The 22,841-nt window shown below is 44.6% G+C and carries 20 protein-coding genes and 2 pseudogenes; 8 read left to right on the top strand and 14 right to left on the bottom strand.

Features of this window, described 5'->3' with window-relative positions; translation table 11 throughout:
- Positions 1-227 precede the first annotated feature (227 nt).
- Positions 228-1,256 carry a hypothetical protein gene (locus Q0499_RS03570; protein WP_299196096.1) on the top strand — a complete coding sequence of 343 codons (1,029 nt, stop codon included), beginning with the start codon at positions 228-230 and terminating at the stop codon, positions 1,254-1,256.
- Between the two features lie 239 nt (positions 1,257-1,495).
- Here the strand turns inward: Q0499_RS03570 and Q0499_RS03575 are convergent, their stop codons facing one another.
- The 10 genes from Q0499_RS03575 to Q0499_RS03620 form a co-directional block, all read right to left on the bottom strand.
- Positions 1,496-3,391: an AAA family ATPase gene (locus Q0499_RS03575; RefSeq protein WP_299196098.1), complete on the bottom strand. Its 1,896-nt coding sequence runs from the start codon at positions 3,389-3,391 to the stop codon at positions 1,496-1,498.
- A complete protein-coding gene (locus tag Q0499_RS03580) occupies positions 3,388-4,269 on the bottom strand; it encodes a radical SAM protein (RefSeq protein ID WP_299196100.1) in 882 nt (293 codons plus the stop codon). Before Q0499_RS03580 ends, Q0499_RS03575 begins: the two co-directional genes overlap by 4 nt.
- Positions 4,270-4,538: 269 nt before the next feature.
- On the bottom strand, positions 4,539-5,873 hold the full coding sequence (locus tag Q0499_RS03585) for a hypothetical protein (RefSeq protein WP_299196102.1): 1,335 nt from the start codon (positions 5,871-5,873) through the stop codon (positions 4,539-4,541).
- A gap of 302 nt (positions 5,874-6,175) precedes the next feature.
- A complete protein-coding gene (locus Q0499_RS03590; RefSeq protein WP_299196105.1) occupies positions 6,176-6,394 on the bottom strand; it encodes an AlpA family transcriptional regulator in 219 nt (72 codons plus the stop codon).
- Complete coding sequence (locus Q0499_RS03595; RefSeq protein ID WP_299196107.1) at positions 6,391-6,951, bottom strand: tyrosine-type recombinase/integrase; 561 nt, start codon at positions 6,949-6,951, stop codon at positions 6,391-6,393. The genes Q0499_RS03590 and Q0499_RS03595 overlap by 4 nt, the downstream gene beginning before the upstream one ends.
- A 142-nt stretch (positions 6,952-7,093) precedes the next feature.
- Positions 7,094-7,588 carry a DNA repair protein RadC gene (radC, locus tag Q0499_RS03600; protein ID WP_299196109.1) on the bottom strand — a complete coding sequence of 165 codons (495 nt, stop codon included), beginning with the start codon at positions 7,586-7,588 and terminating at the stop codon, positions 7,094-7,096.
- 21 nt (positions 7,589-7,609) lie between these two features.
- Positions 7,610-8,419 carry a DUF932 domain-containing protein gene (locus tag Q0499_RS03605; RefSeq protein WP_299196111.1) on the bottom strand — a complete coding sequence of 270 codons (810 nt, stop codon included), beginning with the start codon at positions 8,417-8,419 and terminating at the stop codon, positions 7,610-7,612.
- 133 nt (positions 8,420-8,552) lie between these two features.
- Positions 8,553-9,497, bottom strand: coding sequence for a hydrolase or metal-binding protein (locus Q0499_RS03610; protein WP_299196113.1), 945 nt, complete (start codon positions 9,495-9,497; stop codon positions 8,553-8,555).
- 103 nt (positions 9,498-9,600) lie between these two features.
- Positions 9,601-10,653: a lambda-exonuclease family protein gene (locus Q0499_RS03615; protein WP_299196115.1), complete on the bottom strand. Its 1,053-nt coding sequence runs from the start codon at positions 10,651-10,653 to the stop codon at positions 9,601-9,603.
- Positions 10,654-10,759: 106 nt separating this feature from the next.
- A complete protein-coding gene (locus Q0499_RS03620; RefSeq protein ID WP_299196117.1) occupies positions 10,760-11,089 on the bottom strand; it encodes a hypothetical protein in 330 nt (109 codons plus the stop codon).
- 309 nt (positions 11,090-11,398) lie between these two features.
- Between Q0499_RS03620 and Q0499_RS03625 the strand changes: the two genes are divergently transcribed.
- From Q0499_RS03625 to Q0499_RS03635, 3 genes are all read left to right on the top strand, one after another.
- Positions 11,399-12,613 carry an inovirus-type Gp2 protein gene (locus Q0499_RS03625; RefSeq protein ID WP_299196119.1) on the top strand — a complete coding sequence of 405 codons (1,215 nt, stop codon included), beginning with the start codon at positions 11,399-11,401 and terminating at the stop codon, positions 12,611-12,613.
- 167 nt (positions 12,614-12,780) lie between these two features.
- The gene (locus Q0499_RS03630) at positions 12,781-13,191 is read left to right on the top strand and encodes a helix-turn-helix domain-containing protein (RefSeq protein WP_299196121.1); all 411 of its coding nucleotides are present in this window, start codon (positions 12,781-12,783) and stop codon (positions 13,189-13,191) included.
- Positions 13,192-13,518: 327 nt separating this feature from the next.
- Positions 13,519-14,943, top strand: coding sequence for a YfjI family protein (locus Q0499_RS03635; protein WP_299196123.1), 1,425 nt, complete (start codon positions 13,519-13,521; stop codon positions 14,941-14,943).
- 69 nt (positions 14,944-15,012) lie between these two features.
- Here Q0499_RS03635 and Q0499_RS03640 read toward each other — a convergent pair whose 3' ends face one another.
- The gene (locus Q0499_RS03640) at positions 15,013-16,110 is read right to left on the bottom strand and encodes a hypothetical protein (protein WP_299196125.1); all 1,098 of its coding nucleotides are present in this window, start codon (positions 16,108-16,110) and stop codon (positions 15,013-15,015) included.
- A 253-nt stretch (positions 16,111-16,363) separates the two neighbouring features.
- Between Q0499_RS03640 and Q0499_RS03645 the strand changes: the two genes are divergently transcribed.
- The 3 genes and pseudogenes from Q0499_RS03645 to Q0499_RS03655 all read left to right on the top strand — a co-directional run.
- A complete protein-coding gene (locus tag Q0499_RS03645; protein WP_299196250.1) occupies positions 16,364-16,573 on the top strand; it encodes an AlpA family transcriptional regulator in 210 nt (69 codons plus the stop codon).
- A gap of 29 nt (positions 16,574-16,602) precedes the next feature.
- Positions 16,603-16,803, top strand: a pseudogene (locus tag Q0499_RS03650) (ADP-ribosylglycohydrolase family protein); the annotation flags it as partial.
- A 6-nt stretch (positions 16,804-16,809) separates the two neighbouring features.
- Positions 16,810-16,938, top strand: a pseudogene (locus tag Q0499_RS03655) (transposase domain-containing protein); the annotation flags it as partial.
- A 126-nt stretch (positions 16,939-17,064) separates the two neighbouring features.
- Here the strand turns inward: Q0499_RS03655 and Q0499_RS03660 are convergent.
- Entirely contained in the window at positions 17,065-18,465 is a 1,401-nt protein-coding gene (locus Q0499_RS03660) for a hypothetical protein (protein ID WP_299196127.1), read from the bottom strand.
- A 201-nt stretch (positions 18,466-18,666) separates the two neighbouring features.
- Positions 18,667-20,208, bottom strand: coding sequence for a class I adenylate-forming enzyme family protein (locus Q0499_RS03665; RefSeq protein WP_299196130.1), 1,542 nt, complete (start codon positions 20,206-20,208; stop codon positions 18,667-18,669).
- A 534-nt stretch (positions 20,209-20,742) separates the two neighbouring features.
- Here Q0499_RS03665 and Q0499_RS03670 point away from each other — a divergent pair.
- A complete protein-coding gene (locus tag Q0499_RS03670; RefSeq protein ID WP_299196132.1) occupies positions 20,743-21,528 on the top strand; it encodes an IclR family transcriptional regulator in 786 nt (261 codons plus the stop codon).
- A gap of 322 nt (positions 21,529-21,850) precedes the next feature.
- Here the strand turns inward: Q0499_RS03670 and Q0499_RS03675 are convergent, their stop codons facing one another.
- On the bottom strand, positions 21,851-22,759 hold the full coding sequence (locus tag Q0499_RS03675; RefSeq protein ID WP_299196134.1) for a helix-turn-helix transcriptional regulator: 909 nt from the start codon (positions 22,757-22,759) through the stop codon (positions 21,851-21,853).
- Positions 22,760-22,841 lie beyond the last annotated feature (82 nt).

Genomic DNA, 22,841 nt, shown 5'->3' on the forward strand with positions numbered 1-22,841 from the left:
GATGATCCATGGCTTATCTCTGAGAAGGTTGCATCGCAGATTGTCTCAAGAGGAGGGACTTATTCGCAACTTCCCTAGACGGAAGACGCCAACGTTTAGACAACATCAAGCGCTGGCTGTCAGAGGATGGTATTAATGAGGAGGTAAACGAGCTCTTCAATCCAACTGATATTGTAGTAACTTACGGTGATATGGTATTGGCTTATTTGATGTTTCTGACGTGGGCGATGAATGACCGCATTGAAGGACTCGGCTTCCAACGCAACATCAGCCGTCGATTTGCAATGCCTTGTTTCACGGGGGAAAAACAAAGAGAAACAGAGCATTTACTACAATTAATGCTCGGACAGGCACAGCTTCTAGCTGACACATTCAAGGAAAAGATGATGTCTGGGGTTTCCCTCGCAGAGTTTGTTGCCGTAATTAATGAGATTCGAGCAAACAGCTTCGAATATTCATTCGTTACTAACCAGATAAGCGAACCCCTAGGGGTAGCTGGTTCGATTATGAGTTGGAAAAGCGAAGTAAACTCACTGTTACTAGTAGTTGATGTCGGGGCTGGTACCAGCGACTTTAGTCTTTTTAGAATTAAGTATAATCCTGATACTGGTGAGAGTGTCTCTAGAGAAATTAGTGGTAGTACGCGTGCGATCACTGAAGCGGGTAATCACCTCGATAAGCTGCTTACTGAATACATTTTACATAAAGGTGCAGTCACCTATGATGATCCGCTATACCTGAATATTAGAGGAGCTCTTAGCCTGGAGATTAGACATTACAAAGAGGCATTATTTCGAGACCACTCTTTATACGTTACTCTGTTTGGTGGAGAAACCGTCGTTGAAGTTGAGCTTGAGGAGTTTCTACAACTCGAGTCAGTGCAATCATTTGGTAATGCTCTACGTAGCTGTATGCTAGAAATTCTTGAAACGATCGATCCTACCTGGTTGCGAACGGCTCCATTTGGAGGGATGGGTGTTGCTCTTACCGGCGGTGGTGCTGAACTACCGATGGTACAAGACCTGGCCAGGGACACCCTTCAAGTTCAAGGTATTGAGTTGAGGCTAAAACAAACAGCGAGTTTTCCAGCCTGGCTAGAAGAAGAGCATCACCATTTGAAAGATGACTACTCGCGTGTTGCTGTTTCCTTAGGAGGAGCAAGAGAACAATATATTATGAGTTCTGGCACAAGTTATACAACGGGTGAGCGGTATGCAACTGTTACTCTTGATGGGTACTACACCAAAGGCAATTAATTTATTTGGGTAATTTTGGTCACTAAAGTGCTGCTCTTTGGAGCAGCAACTCTCTCTTCTTTAAAAACTGTATTCTGTAGTTGCACTGTTGGTTTCTTCATATCACGCTAATAACTATTAACGTGATATGAATTAAAAAATCTATGCTGCCCTGTAAACTAGCGCCAGAATTGCTGTTTACCAAATATCTCAGGGCAAAGTAGTAAAGTGTTGTTTTTCATTCCAGCTCTCAGTTAGTACTAAGAAAGTGTGCCATATAGCTTGGCGCCCATATCACTGTTTCCTGACGGTTTTTCTTTACGACTAGAGATACGAAGGCAGTAGAATTCAGCCCGTTGGCTTAGGCTCTTAATCACCTCTAACGATGCCTCATTAACTTCAGTACAAAAAATAAATACTCGGGCTTGGTGGGTTTTTGGTACTCCGCTGAGTGCTTTTTGTATTGTGCCACCTGTGTGGATAACAGAGTCGTAGATGACAATATTTTCTATATCTGGGTGAAGGTGCGGAATGATCATTTTAGTATCATATTCATTCTCTTTTTCTGTATGAATACTACTGACTTCGTAAGCACTCAAAAGAGGACAGTCAAACATATCTGCTGCTCCTTCAGCCAAGTATCTTCCAGATCGTTCAACTCCTATGACCACTGTATTTGAAACAGATACATCAGGATTGCTTGTGCTAAGCTCGCTAAGAAATAATGCACCAATCTTCTTGTGCTCAGTTTTGAGCCCTAGGCGATGGGTTCCAGCGACTTTAGATCGGCTATGTGCACTTGCAATCTCAGTCCCATCAACATGATTAAGGTAACGGTATTTTGTGAACTTGGCTTTGCTGGATATAGTGCTATGTATAGAGACAGGAGAAACTGCATTGCTTTTTTCTCTGTATCCCTCGATAGCGAGATAGAACCATCCTTTCTTGTGATCTAATCTATTGATTAATGGCAAGCTGCCCTTGCTATCAGGCACAACGATTGCTACATCAGCATCATTTAACATTGGTGCATCAATAGGACTGTCGCCAGCAGCCATCACCCAATACCCTCTTTTTTTCAACAGGTTAATAATCTCTGACTTGCTGTCCTGTGTAATCAACTCTTTATCGAGGTATGGGTGCGTTCCACCGATTACTTTTATGTGATTAAGCTGATGTTTGCTCAGAACATACTGCCAAAGCTGTGGGATACCGGCAGTCACCAAAAATACAGGTATTTCTTTTGGCGTCTTCGATAATACCTCTAGCCATTCGGAACGAGGCTGTATTTCCTCCGCTACTTTTCCAAGTGCATCGACGTACTCGAATATTGAGATACTCTTCCAGTTTTCACTCACACCAATATAGCTCTGAAGATGGTAACCAAAGCTTTCGAATACTTGCCGATTCAGCGTTCGTAATCCAAGTTTTGAATCAACAAACCGAAAAGCATCAGCTTCACTGAACGTCCGATCCCCATCAAGAACTAACGCAGGCCCACCTTGTGCACCGATACGTTCTAAATGAGTTGATAGCTGATTATGTAACGAGTTTTCTGTTGCAGGCGCGAGGTTATTACCATTTGAGATGCGCTCTAAAACCTCTGTAATAGAGTAGTCGTTATCACTGTTATTGATCACATAAAGTGAAATTCCGTGTTGCTCACAATATTGTTGTGCGGCCTCCAATTCCTGCTTTCTATGAGACTCAATCTGCATTAGCGATGCATTGGGTCGCTTTCGCGTACTTAACTCATTGTCACGGTGTGTATTTTCTTGAACTATTACCGGCTGCGTATCTAAGAAGATTAATCCATCCAGAATATCTGCGTCAGATTGCGTTAACCCGACTTCAAAGGTACCAGTAGCTCTGTTTTTAACCAGCATGTGTGCATCAGCGTAGATAGCTCTATGTTGCGTTTTCAGATGCTCGAGCTTGCGGGTGACAAGATTGACCAACTGAAATCTTGCTGTTTTGTCTAAAGCATCAAACATTGACCAGCTATCAATGCCCTGTTCTTGCATTATTTCCCTGAGTAATTCAGAACAGGAAAGGCAATGAGAGTGAAGATCCTGCTGGGCTAGTTTTCGCGTTAAAGTTGTCTTGCCTGAACCTGGCACTCCCACAATCATGTATAGCTTGTTCTTACTGATCATCGCCTTACTCCTTGGATGGACTGCTCCATATGTCTGATCGCTGCTCTCGACAGCGCCACTTCTTTTCCATCATCTTGTTGGGCTACGATTACTTCTGGCAGGCCTGCAACGGGAGAGCACGTTGAACAAGAAGGTCTGGGGGTGGTTGAGTTTAGATATGTCTCAACGTCAGATATATCTTGGATATCGTTAATGTTGAGACCTTCATTCTCCTTCCTGTTTTTTGCAATTCGTGAACAGCTGAACAACCTGCCACGTTCCAGGGTAATGTCATAATTTCGATAGAAACACGTGCTCCAGGCGGTCTGGGCAGCGTCAGCAGACATGGAAACAGGGGTGTTCCAGTCATCCCAGAAATCCTTGCGGCGAAAGCTGATGTTAAATTCACCGCGTAGTGATCCAGCATACTGCTCCCAAATGCTTTCAAAATCCTCTGTTCGAACATAGTCGCTAATCACCAGGCTATCAATCAATTCTAGAGTTGTACTGTCGATTCCCTGAGGGTATAACCCGTTAGTAACGACTTCCAGTTGACCTGCGATCATTACTTCTTTAATTTTTTTGATATCTGAGTTGAGGTCTTTATGTAACGATATCTCACCGCCCACAAGAACAATTTTCCCTATGCGAACACCAATATTTTTTAGGATGAGCAGACTATCGATGTGCTGTTCAATACCCATATCATTATTGAATGGTTCAGGCTGATTAGGGACTTTAAACCCACAGTTACTGCATCGTAAATTACATTTTGTATTCAGAGAGAGTTCTAATTCTTTTATTTGAAATTTTTCAGAGCTGAGAAAAGGTGCTGCAATCTTCTTGGGTCTCAGGGGACTATTATTTCCTAAAGAGTTAGGTTCTAAGGCATTCTTCATGTACTTCACTCCGTTGAACCACGCTAAATATATCCATTAGTAATGCAGGCATAGCTTGGGTGCGCTTGCCAGATTCGCTCACTACACTTAAAAAACGCGACGAATGGAATGTTCATAATCGGCGTCGATTAAGTTGAATTTTCCATTCATCATTGCTTGATCAGTCAACTAAGCGTTGGGTATTTTAGTCGATATGCTCGTGGCATCAACCCGCGTAGGTGCACCAACAGATATCACTTTTAGCGTGACTCTTCCTTGTATTCGTTTAGTTAAATAACAATAGCACCAGGTACATAGCCTCCATGCTTGGCTATGTCTTTTTTAATTTTGCTTAGCGGAAGCTCAGGCAATGTTAGCCACTTCCTCATTTCATCCAACTCTTTGAACAGTTGCAGGCCTGGTATATTTGGGATAACGATAAACCGTTCAGGGTGGTGTATCACATCACTGTATCTGTTTTCATAACTGCCCAATGAGAGCATCAACGCGTAATCGCAGTTATCTTTGAGAAATAATGAAATCTCATAAGTTGTCCAGCGATCCACTGATAGGTCTGTTGTCCCTTTCTCCGGTGGTAGTTTCAGGCGGTGCCGATCTTCTAATATAGGGTATGTCCAATCAGGCCTATCCTTAATGTCAGGAAAAAAAATTGTTTCGATACTAAGTTCTCCAACCTTAGGATCAGTGAATCGATCTTTATTAGACCAAATTTTTTTGCCAGTGATCACATAATCTTTTATTTCTTCGGTCGATTGTTGAACAGCTGTTGCGCTACCAATAGTTGGTAGGTCCGACTCGCGGAAATGCTTTTCTAGCGAACCAATCAAAAATAGACTCATCTCAGATAGCGTGGAAGGTTTAAGCCCGTGCTTCTCAAATAGCTTATCCAGACTCCCATCTGAGGGTAAATGATTGTTCTTTCCTTCAGGTATGATGTTGTGTATTTCTTCAATACAGTAAAAGCCTGTAGCACTCATCATTTGAAAAATTTTGTCTGGGTCGTCGTATGTGTTCCTCAGCTTATTCAAATATAACCTAGCTTCTATAAGCCATTTAGAAAATTCTGGCGTTTTCATAACAGAGAGGAGTTTGTCTAGTTTTTTCTTTCTGAATTCAGCTGAAGAGTACTTTTTCTGTGCCCTGGCTCGACGCGCTTCCCTTTGCTCATCCCAGTCTAAAAGTTCATCACCTTCCTCTGAAAATTCCTCGTAAGTAGTAAGGGCTTTATCGTCCTCACCTATGATCGCGATCTTGTCTACGACTGCGTTAATAAATTGGCTAGAATGGTACAGGCTCGACACTCTTCTGAGATGCCGAGCCTTTGAGGTCGAAGGTTCTAATTCGATAAAAGATTTAATGCTATCCCTTTCTTCAGCACTTACAAACAGTCCTGGCTTAGCTCTCGGTTGTCCATATTTCGCAATTAAAGTATCTGCTTCATGTCGACTTAAACGCCACTCCTTTCTTCTTCCCTCTGATATCCTGGGGGGAGGCACTTGTATAAATTCGGCAACTTTAGCTGCAGTCATATTTGAGCTTGCGCTGACGGCATGGTCTAAAAGTCTTTTAGTATCTTCTAAAGAGAGTTTGTCTGATCTGGGCATGGGGTTGATTCTCGTCGTTGATTGGTAAGACGAATTATATAAAAGAAGATTTAAAAATAATTACGATTTTGATGTAATTATATCGTAATTTATTACGATTAAATTTTTATGATAGATTTTTCTCGTTTATGCAGATTCAGGACGCTTTAAAGTTGAGCTAGCGCTTCAAGTGCTACGTATGCTTAGGCTCCTTTTCCTCTTTGACTTCAATATAAGTAAAAGCATGTTTAACTGATGATCCGAGCACAATGTTAATCCCCAAAAAAAATGGAGGCCTATCTCCATTTTGAAAACACCAGTCGTCAGCTAGCCATATCCCGCTGGTGGATTTTTTGCTCAATCCATTCCTGCACCTCTGCCTCAACCCACGCTACATTGCGTCTACCAAGTCGAATGGGCTTAGGGAAATGGTTCTCAGCACAGTATCTATAAACACTAGATCGAGCCAAACCAGTCATTGCTATCACTTTCGGAAGCTTCAGCAGTTTGAGTCCACCTGAGGGGATTCTTGAATCAATCATAGTTCTAACTCCTTGAAGTCTTGGTCGACCTCATCTTGGGTGATGCCGATATAGCGAAGGGTTACGCCCTCTGAACTGTGCCTGAGCATTTTCATCACTCTCGCAATATCATTGGTGGATTTATATAGGTGGTAGCCACGGGTCTTTCGCATGGAGTGTGTACCAAGCATCAGCTTCAACTCCTTTCCAACCGATCCGAAGGCTTTACTTACCGCACGCCGAGAAATTGGACGAGACGTACGGTTAACGGATTGTTGATTTCTGTAGGATTGGAACAAATAGATGTGACTAGGATGTTCCCGTTTGATACGGCAAATTATTTGTAATGCTTTCGGATTAAGTTGAATACTGGCCTGCTTGCCAGTCTTTTGTTCACGTAGGACCAATCGGTCCTCTTCTATGTCGCTATACTTGATGGAAAGTAGATCAGAGATACGTAACGCCAAGTTGATCCCAACATTCCAGATATCCGACATCTGCTGACTATGCCGAATTTCCAGGAGATGGCTAATCAACTTGATGGTATCCGTATCTTTAACCGCTTGGACTTCTGCCATAGCGTGTTCCTTTTTTCGAGTGAAATGGCTATTTTGAGAACTTCGAAGAGGTGACTTACCGCAAAGCCCCGTGTGGCGGGGGTTTGCAAGTTCCCAAAAGACTAAAATGGGAACCTGAATGGCTCACTTGAAAATAAAAGGCCTAAAGCAGCCCGCGTTCAGCAAACGATACGGTCCCTTCAAGACCAACGACGATATGATCGAGTAAACGCACTTCCACTATGTTCAGGGCTTCGTTCAGCCGATTGGTGATCTCACGATCAGCCTGGCTGGGTTCAGGGTCTCCGGAAGGGTGGTTGTGAACCAGGATGACTGCCGCAGCATTTTGCGCCAGGGCTTTTTTCACGACCTCCCGTGGGTGTACGCTGGCTGAATTGATCGAGCCCATGAAGAGCTCGACGAATTCGATAATCCGGTGACGGTTATCCAGTAAGACCATACCAAATACCTCTCTTTCGTAATGCATCAGCAATGTCTGCAGGGCACTGATAACGGCTTCAAGGTTTAGCAGAGGGCGTCCACGTTTGAGTCGTCTACGAGCCAGCATATTCGCCAATCGCATCAGTTCTCTGTCAGTGACAGCATGAGGTACGACGTAGGTGCCGGGGAGTTCCCCTGCGATCAATTGTGTTGTCATCGTTGTATTCTCCTTGATGCCTTAGGCTGCCTGAGACTGATTTTTCAGTTGGGCAAAATGTTCGGTGAACTGCCACAGTGCCCGGTTAAGTCGGACATCTTCAGTGACAGAACGGATAGCGCGGGTACGGGTGTGACGTCCATTACGGGAACGTCCTGACATGCCGCCTTTCAGTAAATTTTCCTGAGCACGGTTAAAGACCCGCCAGAGGTCTGGATCCCGGTCCTCAGAACGCCGTGCGTGTAGCAGCGCATCGGGCTGAACTGGACTGACCTCGCGCCAGTCTTCGCCATAGCGCAGCGTGAGAGCTGATTGTGCGTATAGACGTGACTCTTCCGGTGTTAGTCGCATTGACTGAAACTGCTCGACGCTGCCCGCTAGATTAGGTACCTCATCAATCAGGGCGATAGAGCCATCCAGTATCTGATCTACAACCTGTTTGCCATGTCTCACCCGGATGCCACCCATCTCTCCGACCGGGGTGACCATGCCATTACTACAGATCAAACGAAACAACCCTAGGTCTAGCTGATAGGCCGCTGTACGATCATGACTGTTGGTCAGGACTAATTCGGCAACGCTGTCACCGACCAGGATCTGACGATCGGGATCCTGACGAAAGCGCACCATGTGGCGGGTGGTATCCCGGTGCTCGGGATTACGAACGCGAGTTTGTTGTGCTCTAACCGGATGCCAGCCTTCAGCGTGCAGAGCGTTGACCACCTCAATGGTGGGCACAAAACCATAACGGTCTGATACTGCCAGATCCGGTGCCTGGGCAAAGATGGCCGGTGCCTGACGGTATAGTTGATCGTGGGATAAAGTATTCATGTTAAGCCTCCAGACCTGCACAGGCATACCCCGCAGGGCTGTCTATCCGGCAGGGTGATTGTGATGTAAGGATGAGGTGTTGTTGCTAATGGAATCCGGCTTGATCGCCGGAAGTCGGGTTAACGGTGTTAGGTCATCTCGCTGCGTGGGACGCTGATTGTGCTACGCGGACGCCTTGTGATTTAGCAACCAGTTTCTGGGTTAGTCGCTCTGGATCCAGGCCGTTGCGGGGCAAGCCTGTATCCGCATGCATCTTGCCGTTAGCAGGTATTTCACTTTCATGGGGATAAAACTCTTCGACAATAGCGGCCGCATCTTCCTCCTGTTCTTCAAAGTCACCATTGGCAAAGCCCAATCGGGCTGCCTGATCCAGCGCTTGTTGATTGAATCCAACTTCATGACGATCCAATGCCATCTGTTGCGCGTTGGCCAGCGCCTCTTCCAGGTCCATGCCTTCTCGCAACGTGATATCCACATAATAGATTGGTGTTCCGTGACTCTGTCGGGTTGATTTACCCCGTAAGCGAAGTTCCAGCGGCAGGCAGGCCAGTGTGTTATCTGATACTGCTTTGAAATACTCCAGGCGTGCTGCCAACGTGCGTATCGAGTTGAAACCGGTGGTGCGGAAGATAAAAGTACCCAGCGGGTCCTCATCGCCGACCACAACGTTCAGTCGTGCATAAGGCTTACAGCGACCACCCTGAGCTAGTTCACAGCCATCAGGACCTGGGCAGGGCAGTGTCTGCATCCCTTCGCGGGTTCGGCGTCGGCATTGTTCACCGTCCCCGACACATAACGGCCTGGCCGTGTTGCGATCAAACAGGGAATACTCAGCCCTTAAGTTCAACTCGGGTTCATTAAACAGCAGCCGAATCGGGATCCGGCGTAATTTGTCTCCCTGGGTTTCACGCAGGGATTCATCCAACGGGTGTGGCAACCAGCCATCTCGTGTCTGAATCTGAGATGTCAGTGTGAACTGATCATCTTTTTGCGGCAGACGTTTACCGTCCTTTTCGATCATCTTGCCAATGGCGATACGCCCCAGAATCGGTGGGGTGATAGCGAGACCTTTCAACATGGTTTACCTCCAAACGAAATAGAAAAAGCCCCACGATTACCGAATGATTAAGGTGGGGCTCAAAAGGGATAATGAATACGTGGTGCTGTCACTGCGGTATGATTCAGCGGCTATGAACCACAAAACGACGACTACCCGGTTTTACCGTTAGATACTGTTTCATCAGGTCAGGCTGCTCCTGTTTCAGGCGTGTGAGATCAACCGTCCGGGTATCGGTGCTTTTCTTCCAGGTAATACGGCCTGCCAGGAAGCGTGCTTCACTGGCGCAGCCCATCGCCTGTTGCAACTGGTGCTTTAGTTGAGCTTCCTGCTGTTTGGTGTCCTCCAGTACGGAACGCACCGTCTGCAGCTGCTCAAAGGCATTGGTTAGATCTGTGTGTTCAGTCAGATCCAGCACTTCATGGTCATCATCGGGGTATAGACTGCGTAGCGCTCGTTCAGCCGATTCGCTGGCATCCGCCGGCGGTGCTATGTCCTCTTCTACGTGTCGCCAGAATTCCTGTTCAAGGGTTGTCAGACGTTCGATCAGTATTTCATCCCGCTGCAGCCGGAATATCCGCAGTTCATTCCCGCCTACCAGCACGGCGACATCCGCCGCGTCCTGTCCGGTCACCGCCAGTTGGTGCATCACCTGCAGCTGTACATACTCCGGTACACCATCACGCCACAGTTTTGCACCATTGATCCCGGCGGTTTTGCACTCCAGTATCTGAACTTCACTGGAACCGGCTACCTCTCGATCCAAGTTGGCCAGCATCCAGGGATAATCCTTGTGCTGTAATACGGCATTAACTCGACGTACCTTGTGACCGGTACGTTTTGCATAGTGCTCCGCGACAATGGGCTCCAGAACGGTGCCCCAGAACAGAGGTCCGTTATCTTCGTCTGACTGCTGAGTGTCTGGTTCCTGAGCGTCACTCATCCGTCCGGTTTTCTCCATCCAAAGTTCCAGTTGTGACTTATAAGGGTTCAGGCCGACGGCTGCGGCGGCATCAGAGCTCCCAATGCCGGTTTGACGAATGGCCAGCCAGGTATCGCGATCCATCTGTCGGGTATTCACCAGACGGTGTGCACGTCCATGGCGGCGTTTGGTTGTACTCGTCAGGGCCTGAATATGTTCAGCCTGAGAGGTTTCGTGTGTGCGAAGTGTTGTCATAACGACCTCCTATTCCTGGACGGCATAAAGCCGGCATATAGCCGGATGCCTGAAGGAATGAGTTATACGTAAATGTGAAAGGGGGAGGGGCTAACCGGGACAGGCGTCAGCTATCAATACGGAAGGTGTGATCGCAGTTGCAACACGCGTAGTTGTCCAACACTTTTTCATCGACAACTTCACCTATTTTCGCGCCCGCGACTGATCCGGTTGCTCCACCAATAAGACCACCCAGCAGTGCACCCGTAATACCGCCCAGAAACATCCCGATAGGACCTCCGGCAGCGCCCGCGATAAAACCAACTTCTGCGCCACTGGCCGCTCCCGCTACACCGCTGGCTGTCCCTGCAACACCTCCGGTGATGGAGCCAACTTTACGACCGACGTTTCGAGTAATGATCTCTTCTGAGCCGCAGCTAGGGCATGAATATGACATTGTTAATTCTCCTGAGAATGAGCATAAGAACCGGGTTAAGTCGCCCGGAAGGACAGCGATGTGCTGTTCTCAGGTAGGTGATATATATCTGAAAGTTTTTTATTTGATATGTAAATATTTACTAACTATGTACATATCATATGAAGCAATCTGTTGGTTATTAAAATAAATTTGATGGAAGTGAATAATCAATGCTTGGGTTTTAATGATGTTGAGAGTATTGGATCTTATGTTATTGAAAAGCAAAATTATAATTATAAGTATTATAGAAAGATAATACTTATATAGAGTATATGAGGTATATACAGTATGTATGATTATGATGATGTAAAAAGTATAGTAACTGATAAGTGGGATTATGAAGTTAATGAAAACGGACTGGAGGTTACAGAGGATAGAGATATAGCACGGATTATTATTAGGATTGATAAGTTGGTTGAAAAGTTCGATCTTAACGATGTTTCTTTCGAAGTCAGTTCGAATCAAGAATGTAGTGTAGGAGAAAAAATATATCAAAAATTAAATTTTGGTTATACTGGTGGGTTGTCATGTAAAAGTAAAATAGTTAATCAGTTCTTTAAGGAGTATCTATCGATTCGAGATTGCAGAAGAGGAGATTTTGATTCGGCAAGGGCTTTTTCTCCGAATATGACTGTGTATATTCAGTGGATGGATGACGTAGAAAAATCAATGGAAACTTTTGATAAGATGAATAGCTTAAGTCAGATTGATAGTCTAGGATCGTATAAGGTTAGCTATAATGATCTTGAAAATAGAATATACAAATGTTTTTCAGATCTTGGTGATAAAATAAATGGCCCTGGTTTTAAAAGGATTAAATCAAGGATTAAAAAGACATGTGATAAAAATTATCGAAGCATGCTTTCGTATATTGATAGATTGTTTGAAAATCGATCTAGATTATTAGTGGTGAGGTTGGATCTAAAGTATAAAAAAGATTACAACGATGCAAGGAGAAAAATAATATCTAATAGTGGCTTCTCCAGCCAAGAGATAGATGAGTTTGAAAACGTTAAATCGGATATGGAAAGGTTGTTAGCGAACAGAAGGCATAACAAGATCTTTGATGGGCTCTTAGGTTACATCTGGAAGCTTGAGTATGGAGTACTCACGCGATACCACTATCATGTTATGTTTTTCTTTAATAGCTCTACAAAGCGCGCTGATAAGCTTATAGGGAAGAGCATAGGGGAATATTGGTCGAATGAGATTACACAAGGACGGGGTACATACTTCAATGTGAATGCGAGCCATAACAATTACAAATTTAATGTTAGAGGTCAGATTCATTACACCGATGAAGATGCGAGAGAGGGGTTGAGGCATCTCGCTGGCTATTTCTCTAAGGCAGACTACTTCATGCGTTTGAAGCTGCCGAAACGATTAAGAGGCCATCAAAAAGTAAATTATCGAACTATGGGAAAAGGGCAGATACAAGCGCCGGTTCCTAGTAAGGGAGGGCGTCCTCGCAAGTTATCTAAGCAGCCGTCATCTTGTATGTAGTTCTCCCCCAGGCTTATGAAACCTGAAGCGCATCGCTGGTCCTATATTGTTCTTCGGTTCGCTGCACTGTTATCCAGTCATCTCACTAGAAAGTAATAATGGCACTGAATGAGTGACATGTTATGTGTGGCTATGTCGGACACATACTTTATCTGGAGGACGGCAGTATGGCAGACGAATACCCTTCAATTGCAGATCAGTGGATGCGCCGTTATGAGGAAGAGCATCTGAATGCAACTCGGTTACCTCTTCAGCAAGCTGATTGCCTGTCACCTCAGCAGGTGTTGGATAGTGCGGCAATGCAGTCGAAAAACCACAGTTCTGCGTGTCTGTGGATAGATTGTTATAATTCTGCAGTTGGACTTGATCCCATTGTTGTATTGGCCATACAGGCCCGAAAGGCTTTAAGGCTCACCCAAATGAGCTTTTCTCGTCGTCTTGGCATCAGCGTTCGCACATTAAGAGACTGGGAGCAGGGAAGAAGACAACCGAGTGGCGCTGCTCGCACATTACTGAAGTGGGTGGCGGAACAGCCAGAGTTGGTGAGTGATGAATTCAGAAGTCAGCGAAAAAAATAACTGATTCTGCATGATTTTATTAATCGGAAATGATGCTCTTTATTCACTGATCCCAAACATTATTATGCCTGTGGCTTAACCCGCTTTGAGGTGATCATTGCTATTTTCGCTATTCGTAGCAGAAATAGCAGGTTTTGAAGCTAAAATAAAATCAAAAAATATATTTTGCTATCATGATTTTTGGTCTTTAGTCAATAGTTCTGCTTGTGCCTTCCAGGGCTGCTAAGCAGGCCTATGTGACCAATACAGGCTTTCCAGCAAGATACTACTGGCGTGATGGAGGATTAGGAATCCTCCCGCCTTTATTATTTTTATATGGAGAGTTTTATGAGAAATATATATAAACCAGCCTTAACACCGCCAGAGCAACTTAGCATGGCGTGTCTAAGTCAGACTCTGCTGTGGGAAGCATCTAACTCGTTAGCATATCAGCGCCAAGTGGCTCCAGAGATGGCAGTAGTGACGTTTCTTGGATGTATTGCGATATCGGCACAGGGTCGTTATGACGTTCAACTTCCGTATGGCGCAATTCGACCAGTGTCCCTCAATATATGTGTTGTGAGTGAGTCTGGCGAGGGGAAAACAGCCGCAGAAAGCATGGTAATGGCGCCGCTTAAAGCACTGCAAACGAGTGAAAATGATAAATATAAGCTGAATATGGAGGAATTTAAGAAAGACATAGACTCATGGCAGCTGGAGCATGACGTTTTACGCCAGAAGGTAAAAAGCACTCTTTCTAAAAATGGTGGTGTCGCAGCTAAAGAAAAGGAGGCTTTAAGGAAGCACTACGATGTTAAGCCAATACCTCCGCGGAAGTTTCGTCTTCTTTATCAGAATACAACACCAGAGGCTTTGTTTCAGGGGTTAAGCGAAGGTGTTTCAACAGCAGGGCTGGCAACAGATGAAGGTGATATTTTTTTCAGAACCTCAATGAGTCAAGCGAGGGGGCATCTTAATAATTTTTATTCAGGTGATGATACGATTATAACTCGAGCAACAAAACCGGATATCTTGCTCAATAATGTTCGGGTATCAACATTTATAATGATTCAACCAGGTATTCTTTATCGCCATCAGCGGCCAGAGGATCGCGACTCGGGGTGGTGGGCTCGATTTATTTTCTGTGTTCCAGGTTCTATGCGTGGTAACCGTTTTTTCAGTACTGATACTGTGGTCCGTGATGATAGTTGGGTCGCTGCAGAAAAACGGTTGAAGAAAATTGCAGACGAAAATAAGGCTTTGATAGAAACACCTGACTTGCCAAGAGAGGTCTTAAAGCTTTCAACTGAAGCGATTGCCCTTTGGTTTCGATTAGCAAACGAAATTGAAAGGCAGATGCAGCCTGGAGGACGTTTTGCCGAATGCCCTGATCATGCATCAAAGCTGGCCGATAATGTTGCCCGTGTTGCTGCATTAATTCATATATTTGAAGAGTATGATGGGGATATATCAGAATCTTCACTTAGAATGGCGATTGAAATGTGTAGTGCTTTCTCAATTAATTTTCAGCAAGTGATGGTGCAACCACCACAAGATATTGTAGATTCTCACCAGCTATCGGCATGGTTTAATGAACAGCGTCAATTCAATAACCGAGTATTACCATATAACTATGTTCGGCAATACGCTCCCTCACCTTTACGAAATAAACACCGCCTTAGAGCTGCAATTGATATTTTATTAGCTCGTAATGAGATTTGTTTATTTCATAATGGTAAAACTAGAATGATAAATCTAATGCCAGGCTTGTGACTGATTTAATCTGACATTAAAATTTATTAGGTTGTTATAATATAACAGGCTGCTTATTCTAGCGGCCTGTTATTTCGCTTTGATTTCTAATAGTGATTCCCAGCTATCGGTCTCGTTTATTCGATAGTATATGTGTTTAATTTCCTCCTCGGTAGTTGCTTTTCTTAAAGAAATAATGTCTGTGACTGAAGGTTCTCCGAATTTCTCCTTGATTAAGAATTTTAAAAAATCTAACAGGCCATCTATATATCTATTTTGATCTTCTATCTCAGCTTTTATTTCTTCACTTTTGGTTTGGATTTTATCTTCTATCGAGTCTCGAGCTGGTGAGGGTGAGAAGTTAGATAAGTTTCGAGATAAAAGTTTTTGATCGGAAATGTTGGCCCATGAGTTACCTCTTCCCTTTCTGAGTTTTGTGACAATTATATTTCGAATGTCGTTTTTAATTTTATCATAATGATTGAACTCTAGAATTGAAGCAACTTTGTTTACTTCATAAATTCTATTGCTAATTTCAGAGCAAACATGATTGCTTGAATCATAGTCTTTTTGGCACATTGAGTGTAAATTTGGTTCGTTATATAGAATATTTTTAACCATTGTCTCTAATAGATGCTGCTCATCGCTTTTCGATGCAAGTTTATTTTTAGCATATCCCCCCTTTTGGCCGCGTGCTGTATATAGCTTTTTCTCCAGTTTTTTTAGGATTTCTAGTGAGGCTAAGTTCCTTTGTGCAATAGTCAGACATTTGATGGCCCTATCGAGGGGAATTTTTATGCTGATAATGTCGACTTGAGGTACACCTGTTGGCGGTCGATTTTTTTGTTGTGAGTAAGTGAGCATGACCCATGTTGCATTTAAAAGGGACTGATTAGTATGATAAGTAATCTGATTTTTGATAGCCACTTTAGACTGAGTAAGTTCAGTGGTTTTGTCTTTTTCTACAGGTAACTGCATTTCTTTAGCTTTTTGTAGAGCTTTCTCTAAATAGTCATTTTTTAGCTCTTGGTTCGATATGTCGAGTGTCTTGAATACTTCACTAATCAAACTTTGTGCTTGGATATCCAGGTCTGAGAGAACCATATCAAGTACTTCAGAATATGGGGTAGATGCTACACCTTGTCGACTATTACTGGTCCTAAATTTATTGGTATTGTTCTGACTCATAAAGCATCCTTGATTATGAAAGGGAGAAGCCATATTGGCTTCATTTTGTAATGGGGGAACTTCTATTTAATTTATTATGCATACTCTTCATTAACTCCAATGTCAATTGGTCTGCTTAAGTTTGGCGTCTTGTGTAAGCAGAGGAGGCGAAAGGAAAGCCTATGTTTGGCATTATTTTTACATGGATAAACATAGCTACTTTAGCTCTATGTGCCTACAGATAAATGGTGGTGATATGGGTAATGCATTGAAAATGATCAAGTTGAGAGAGGTAATTAACCGTACAGGGCTTTCTCGATCTAGTGTCTATCGGAAAATGGATGAGAAGACGTTTCCTATGTCTGTACAATTGGGGTATAAGGCGGTCGGCTGGGTTGAAGGTGAGGTCTCTCAATGGATAGAAGACAGGATCGCAGAAAGAGACTTACAGGTTGTAGAGTCATTGGAAAGTACTACTCGATAGAAAGTGCCTGTCAGGGAGAGTTGCTCTCCATGAATTTAGATCAAGCTTTAGGTTCCATCATTGGCTTGGCTATTGGAGATGCACTGGGTGCGCCAGTCGAGTTTTGTCAGCGCGGACGATTTACAGCGCTCACCGGGCTTCGAGAAGGCGCTAAGTTTAAAATGCGATTAGGGGAATGGAGCGACGATACTGCAATGGCGTTATGTCTGGCTGAAAGCCTGATCGAATGCGGTCGGTTGATCCAGTCGGCGAAGCTGAACGGCCATCAAACCTATGGGTATCGGAAGGATATCCTGGAACGACTGCCGACCCAGAAAACTAACAAGATCGACGTGCTAGCATATGCTGAAATGCTTGATATGTAGTAGAGAGGTGTTTAGAAGTGGTAGCCAATCAAAAGCTAGATATGGTTGCTGCTGGTATTTTTCGGAATTAATGCAATTGAAGAGACTCGATTCGGTCGTTCAATGAGCATCAACCTAGCAGAAAACCTATAGGCTGAATAAAGTCGAATTCAAAACGCTAAGCCAAGCACTTAATCCAATAATGCTAAGTAGTGTGTATAGAACATTCCAGCGGTAGGTGATTATCCTCGGCAGGCAGTCCGTTATTTTACTTATCAGTAGTGTCGGGATAGCAACCGGAGATGAGTTCATGGCAAGGCACCATCCTGACATTAATCCAATCGCCAGCAATTCTGGGGATAGCTCAAACGATTCGGCAGGGGTTAGAACTGACGCGATGATCGTTACCGTGACGATGGGGTTTAGTCCGATATGCGATAAAAGTGTTATCAAGACACACGCCGTAATGGCTAATGGTGTGCCTGTAATGTGCACCACTTCGACCAATTGCACTAGCGTGTCGTGGGGGAGAGTGTCGGCAATGATGATGCCAAAGAAGCAGGCGCCAGTCATTATGCTTATTTCCGAGCGCAGTCCTATTATCTCATGTGGTAGCTCGAGTTTGACCTGTTGATAGGTGTGCTTACATGCCTTGCCTTCTCGATAGTGTCTTAAGTAAATCCACAAGATGCCAAAAACCGGGCTTAAGATAATAATTGCAAGTGATAGGTTTGCCGGTGTGAATCGTTCGATCAGCGCCGCTAGCGAGAAAATCGAGAGGATGAGCGCTAAAAATTTCCAAGCAGGCAGCCAGCTGAGGGTCAAGCCTTTGTATTGTGCTTCGATGGGGGCAGGGTGTGGATTTTGAACGTAATCAAGAATCCAGCCGAGCAAGATCAGCATGGCTGCCGTGGCGATGCCGATAGGCAATAATTTCAGCCAGTTTAAATCAGGAATAGCGGCTAGCATTAACGTCATGGTAATCGAGAACGGAGACGCTAGAGGGAGAACAGCAAAACCTCTGAGAAGGGCAAGGCTCATTCGCTGGCGTCGTTTCTCTTGTATACGGATGAGGTTACCGGCCGATTCCAGCGTGTTGCCTTTAGCGATCATCTGTCCAAGAAGATGAATAACACCAAAATTGAGGACAATACCAACGATATAACTGGCATATGAAATGATGCCATAGCGTAGAGCGGGTGGTTGATTGACAACCAATTCACCGCATCGGCTCACCATCATTGAGTGCTTAGCCGCAAGGCGTAAAAAAGTGAGAGCAACTAAAAAGGTAGCGAAATAGCAGGCTCGAGACAGTGCCGTTGCGGCGGTATTGAGAGGATCTTGAGTTAAGCTAAGCAGCAGGGTTGAAGATGCGGCAGCACCTAACAGAATCCGGGCCGTGGTATTCATCTGTGACCATTGCATCGCGAAAAAGGCGATGGTCGCGATGGCAGCGCAAAGCATATAGAAGGTATCACCAAGCAATTGATAGCAAACCGTTGCCGCCATCGTGAGTATCAGACAGAGTGCTGACAGGATATTAATCATTGGCTCTATCCCTCCAGGCGGGCTAATTATTTTAATACTGGGCTGCATTCAGTGTGTGGTTGCCGTTCGCAAAGCCACACATCGAAATAGATGTTGAGCAACATTATCTTAAGATGATGGGAGACGTTTTCTCTGAGCCCTGACGGATAGGTAGGGCCGCTGACGTGGTTAACGTCAGCGAGTGTCAATGGCTAGAGTCTTTCATGCCACTGCTTGAGTTTTTAACTTGCTTTTCAGTATCTTACCGGTTGCCGTTGCCGGAAGTTCCTGCATGATGGTGATTTGAGAGGGGCATTTATAGGGGGATAAAAGTTGTCGGCAGTGCTGCTTGAGCATTTCGACGGTGAGGTTGCTTTCTGCGGAAGGCTGAACGAATGCCAGAACCGTTTCATCCCCTTGGACCTGTTTACCAATAACTGCTGACTGGACGACCAAAGGGTGTGTGTTGAGGGCCGCTTCAACTTCGGCTGGGTATACATTGAAGCCTGATTTTACGATCATCTCTTTGGTGCGGCCAATAATATAAACATTATCTAATTCATCTGCCTGAGCGAGGTCTTTGGTGTTGAGCCATCCGTCACTGTTAATAATTTCTGCTGTTTGTTCTGGCTTACGAAAATAACCTTTCATTACGTTTGGCCCTCTGATCCAAAGTTCACCTACTTCTCCTTTGGCGACATTAGTACCATCCTTAGCCACAAGGCGAATTTCAACCCCGGGGATTGGCCGGCCGGTGGCACAGCTTTCTAATGGCTCATCAATTCTGGTTTGAGTAATGGTGGGGCTTGTTTCGGTCATGCCATAGCCGTTGTTCAACGGTATTTTGAAAAACTCTTCGGTGAGCTTTTTCGTTTCAGGGTCAAGAGGTGCACCACCGCAAGAAATATAACGAAGGTGTAAATCATCGGCACTCATTCCCTTGGTGTTCTTCAGGTAATCGACCAACGCACAGAACATTGGGGGAACTCCTTGTAATACGGTAATGCGCTGTTCTAATAATGCTTTGATACATAAGGTGGTGTCGAAGCGAGGCGCTAAGTAAAGGCAGCCGCCAACAAACAGTGTGCCTAAGCATGTTGACGCGAGACCAAAGACATGGGAAATAGGCAGTACGGCATAGACTCGGTCTGATTGAGACAGATCTCGCAGCTCTCCAGAGATGGTTGCGACAAACGCAATATTCTGATGGGTGAGCATAACGCCTTTCGGTTGCCCTGTGGTGCCCGAGGTATAGATCATGGCGAAGACTTGATCTTTTCCGCTTTCTGAAACGGGTTCAGGGGTTGCTTCAAGGGTGCCACTGTAAGCGATCTCACCTAGAAGGGGATGCTGTTGAAAGGTGGCGTTTTGTCCCTGTGCATGTGATTTAGCTTCGCTTGAGCACTCCGCCGTGTAGACGATATGGCGAGGCTCGCAATCAAGTTTTATGCCTTCTATTTCGTGCTTAGATAGGCGAGCGTTGATGATCGCAATCCAAGCATCCATTTCACTCGCGGCCATGATAAATGCAATGAGGGCGCAGGAGTTTTCACCAATGATCATAACCCGATCACCCGGGCGTACTTGATGCTGTTCAAGGTGCAACCGAGCGGCATCAATCGCTTGCCCTAGTTGAGCAAAAGTCCAGCTACGTGAACGTTCATTGAGAGCGAATGCGTCTGGGGTTTTCTTGATCCATTGTTTGATTTTATGGCTGACTCTAGCGGGAAGAGAGTTTGTTATCTCGTTGGCTGGTTTACCCATGAATATGTCATCACCATGTATCATTGTTCTTATTTCCTATGGCCATTATTCGTCAATAGCAAAATTTACTCGTCTACCATCAGTATCCGATAGGGACGATATGAATGGTTTGTTAAGCTATATCAAATGAATCCCAGGGTCAATATGCATAATTGAATTCCGCCATGCGAAATTAATATTGATTTTTTGTTAGTAAAAGGTTTTATTGTTCTCTTTGATGACGGCGATATTTCCTAGCCTAAGACTATCTGACATTTCGATAGGTCGCTTGGATGCCTAGGGGTTAATCGGGCGTGTTTGACGAGAAAGCCTGAGGCCTGCAGAAAGGCGGATAAGTTTCTATTTCTGCTGTTTTTTTGCAAGTAGAGGCGTTATTTCGACAACGGGGCTTTTTAAGGATGCGTAAGCACGCTTAGAACCTACCCATTCATCATGAATGGAACTATAATTCACTAATCACTGGATCTGTGGGCTTAAATGGAATTCACTGTTTAAATAATTTTAATTTAGATATTTTTAAGGTGTACAAACAATATGATGGACTTTCCCAGAGAAAAAGATGAAGTCAAAAATCGGAAGTTTGTCGAGGCGTTAGCCAGAGGCTTGGATATCCTTCGAGCGTTTAGTTATGGCGGCGGCGTACTCGGTAATCAGGAAATTGCATCGATTACAGGCTTACCGAAACCAACAGTATCCCGAATGACATATACCCTTATGGAGTTAGGCTATCTTAGCTATTCACCTCGGTTGGAAAAGTATCAACTTGATGCGGGTGTTTTAGCGCTCGGCTATGCCTACACGTCCAATTTGAAAGTGAGACAAGTTGTTAAACCATTGATGGATGATCTCGCTCATCGCACAAAGGTGTCGGTTGGGCTGGTTACTCGAGAGCGGCTTTCAATGATTTATGTTGAAAACTGTCGCGGCGATAACTCTCAATCTTTGCGTATGGACGTTGGTTCTCGTTTACCGATGGAAACCTCTTCTGCAGGTCGGGCATATCTAGCCTCTTTAAATGCAGATGAGCGGGAAGTTTTCCTTAACATGCTGGAAAGTAAAAGCGGCGATAAGTGGCCAGCAATAGCCGCCGGCATAGAAGACGCTGTAACCTGCTATGAAGAAAATGGTTACTGCCTTTCATTGGGTGACTGGGACAAAATGGTTAACGCCGTGGCAGTGCCTTTCCGTCTTCAAGATGGCAAAACAATGTGTTTAAGTGTCGGTGGACCGAGCTATCTGGTGACTGCTGAGATGGTTACAGATTTATTTGCGCCGCAGTTAATTCATGTTGTCCGCGATATTGTAAACATGGGTGTTTAAGCACTTAACCGTGAGATTGCTTAATAGCATTATTGTTACTTTGAGAAGAGGTATTGTTTAAAAACCTGTCGATTCGTTGAAAGCGCTTTAGCGTTATTCATCACGACATTGACCTTCATATCTTTGCAGGCGTTAACCCTGACAACCAGGTTGCTGTTGAATTTTCTGTTTTAAAGATAAGCGTCTATAAGGAATGTTAAGACGTTATTAGAGGCAACCTAGGTCTCAAACACCCTAATGTACTGAACTTGCCTGACGGCCTAGCGGAGATAGGGCACCGCTATTTTGCCGCTATTTTGCCGCTTTATGGTGTGCAGCGGTGTTATGCTGTTGAGTTACTGCTGAGTACTTCCTTTGTAACCGATGTGTTGTCGATATGTTTTAGGTAATCGACAAGAGGGTCTGCTGCTGAACTTTCAGTCATCGTTCTCAATGAATCTAAAAATAAATGGAACACCTCTACCTGAGAGCTAACGTCTAGTTTGGTATAGAGGTTTTTACGGTGATGCTTAACCGTTTCAGGTTTGATATTTAGTTTTGTGGCTGTTGATGTAATGTTGTGGCCGCGGAGCATCATTTCTAATGTTTCGCATTCGCGTCGTGTCAGCAGCGAGTGTCCAAAGTTCCTTAATGCATTATCCAAATGAGGGCTGAGCAATGGTTGTTTTTCGCTCTGCTGGAATGCTTGATACCACTTCAATGATATTTCTCGCACAATCGAGAATACACTGCGACAAAATTCGTGCTCTGTTGTTGTAAAGCTTGAGCCACCCTTAGTGCGTTTTACGGAAATTTGAATACTGGTGCTTTTCTCTGTTGGAATAAGCATGCAGATCTCATCTGTCAGGTTAAACCGGCGGCCATAACGAGAGTGATTAGACAGGCTCTGCCTGTGCTCGCGGGAAACGACTTCTGACAAGGTATATACCCCTTCTGCCGAGCCATTCATGGCGAGTCGGTAAAAGGGGCTGTGGTGATCTGTATTGTTAATATAATACTGATGACTATGTTGAGTGCTGTCGTTGTCAGGGTCTTGACTGCAGATATGCTTTGGTCGTGCATCTTTGTGAAAGATTGTAATACTGCTGTTGTCACCGTTAATAATGAAACGAATAGTATCTACCAAATAGCCGACCGATTGCGTATTAATCCCCTGTTTAACAATGCTTGCTAGTGCGTTGTGCCACTGTTCGAGGGATGGGTCCGTTTCTCTGAGTACTTGAGGCAGCATATCTTAATCCTGTAAAAGCAAGTGGTTAGGGTTATGGCAGTGCTGTTAATCGTCCGGTTTTAATGGAGAATCTTAGCTAGAG

Origin of the sequence: uncultured Amphritea sp. (assembly GCF_937127095.1) — a bacterium.
GTDB lineage: Bacteria > Pseudomonadota > Gammaproteobacteria > Pseudomonadales > Balneatricaceae > Amphritea.

Coding starts and splice junctions, on each gene's coding strand:
- Q0499_RS03570 (WP_299196096.1), top strand. CDS start 228: ATGAATGACCGCATTGAAGGACTCGGCTTCCAACGCAACATCAGCCGT.
- Q0499_RS03575 (WP_299196098.1), bottom strand. CDS start 3,391: ATGATCAGTAAGAACAAGCTATACATGATTGTGGGAGTGCCAGGTTCA.
- Q0499_RS03580 (WP_299196100.1), bottom strand. CDS start 4,269: ATGAAGAATGCCTTAGAACCTAACTCTTTAGGAAATAATAGTCCCCTG.
- Q0499_RS03585 (WP_299196102.1), bottom strand. CDS start 5,873: ATGCCCAGATCAGACAAACTCTCTTTAGAAGATACTAAAAGACTTTTA.
- Q0499_RS03590 (WP_299196105.1), bottom strand. CDS start 6,394: ATGATTGATTCAAGAATCCCCTCAGGTGGACTCAAACTGCTGAAGCTT.
- Q0499_RS03595 (WP_299196107.1), bottom strand. CDS start 6,951: ATGGCAGAAGTCCAAGCGGTTAAAGATACGGATACCATCAAGTTGATT.
- radC (WP_299196109.1), bottom strand. CDS start 7,588: ATGACAACACAATTGATCGCAGGGGAACTCCCCGGCACCTACGTCGTA.
- Q0499_RS03605 (WP_299196111.1), bottom strand. CDS start 8,419: ATGAATACTTTATCCCACGATCAACTATACCGTCAGGCACCGGCCATC.
- Q0499_RS03610 (WP_299196113.1), bottom strand. CDS start 9,497: ATGTTGAAAGGTCTCGCTATCACCCCACCGATTCTGGGGCGTATCGCC.
- Q0499_RS03615 (WP_299196115.1), bottom strand. CDS start 10,653: ATGACAACACTTCGCACACACGAAACCTCTCAGGCTGAACATATTCAG.
- Q0499_RS03620 (WP_299196117.1), bottom strand. CDS start 11,089: ATGTCATATTCATGCCCTAGCTGCGGCTCAGAAGAGATCATTACTCGA.
- Q0499_RS03625 (WP_299196119.1), top strand. CDS start 11,399: ATGTATGATTATGATGATGTAAAAAGTATAGTAACTGATAAGTGGGAT.
- Q0499_RS03630 (WP_299196121.1), top strand. CDS start 12,781: ATGGCAGACGAATACCCTTCAATTGCAGATCAGTGGATGCGCCGTTAT.
- Q0499_RS03635 (WP_299196123.1), top strand. CDS start 13,519: ATGAGAAATATATATAAACCAGCCTTAACACCGCCAGAGCAACTTAGC.
- Q0499_RS03640 (WP_299196125.1), bottom strand. CDS start 16,110: ATGAGTCAGAACAATACCAATAAATTTAGGACCAGTAATAGTCGACAA.
- Q0499_RS03645 (WP_299196250.1), top strand. CDS start 16,364: ATGATCAAGTTGAGAGAGGTAATTAACCGTACAGGGCTTTCTCGATCT.
- Q0499_RS03660 (WP_299196127.1), bottom strand. CDS start 18,465: ATGATTAATATCCTGTCAGCACTCTGTCTGATACTCACGATGGCGGCA.
- Q0499_RS03665 (WP_299196130.1), bottom strand. CDS start 20,208: ATGGGTAAACCAGCCAACGAGATAACAAACTCTCTTCCCGCTAGAGTC.
- Q0499_RS03670 (WP_299196132.1), top strand. CDS start 20,743: ATGATGGACTTTCCCAGAGAAAAAGATGAAGTCAAAAATCGGAAGTTT.
- Q0499_RS03675 (WP_299196134.1), bottom strand. CDS start 22,759: ATGCTGCCTCAAGTACTCAGAGAAACGGACCCATCCCTCGAACAGTGG.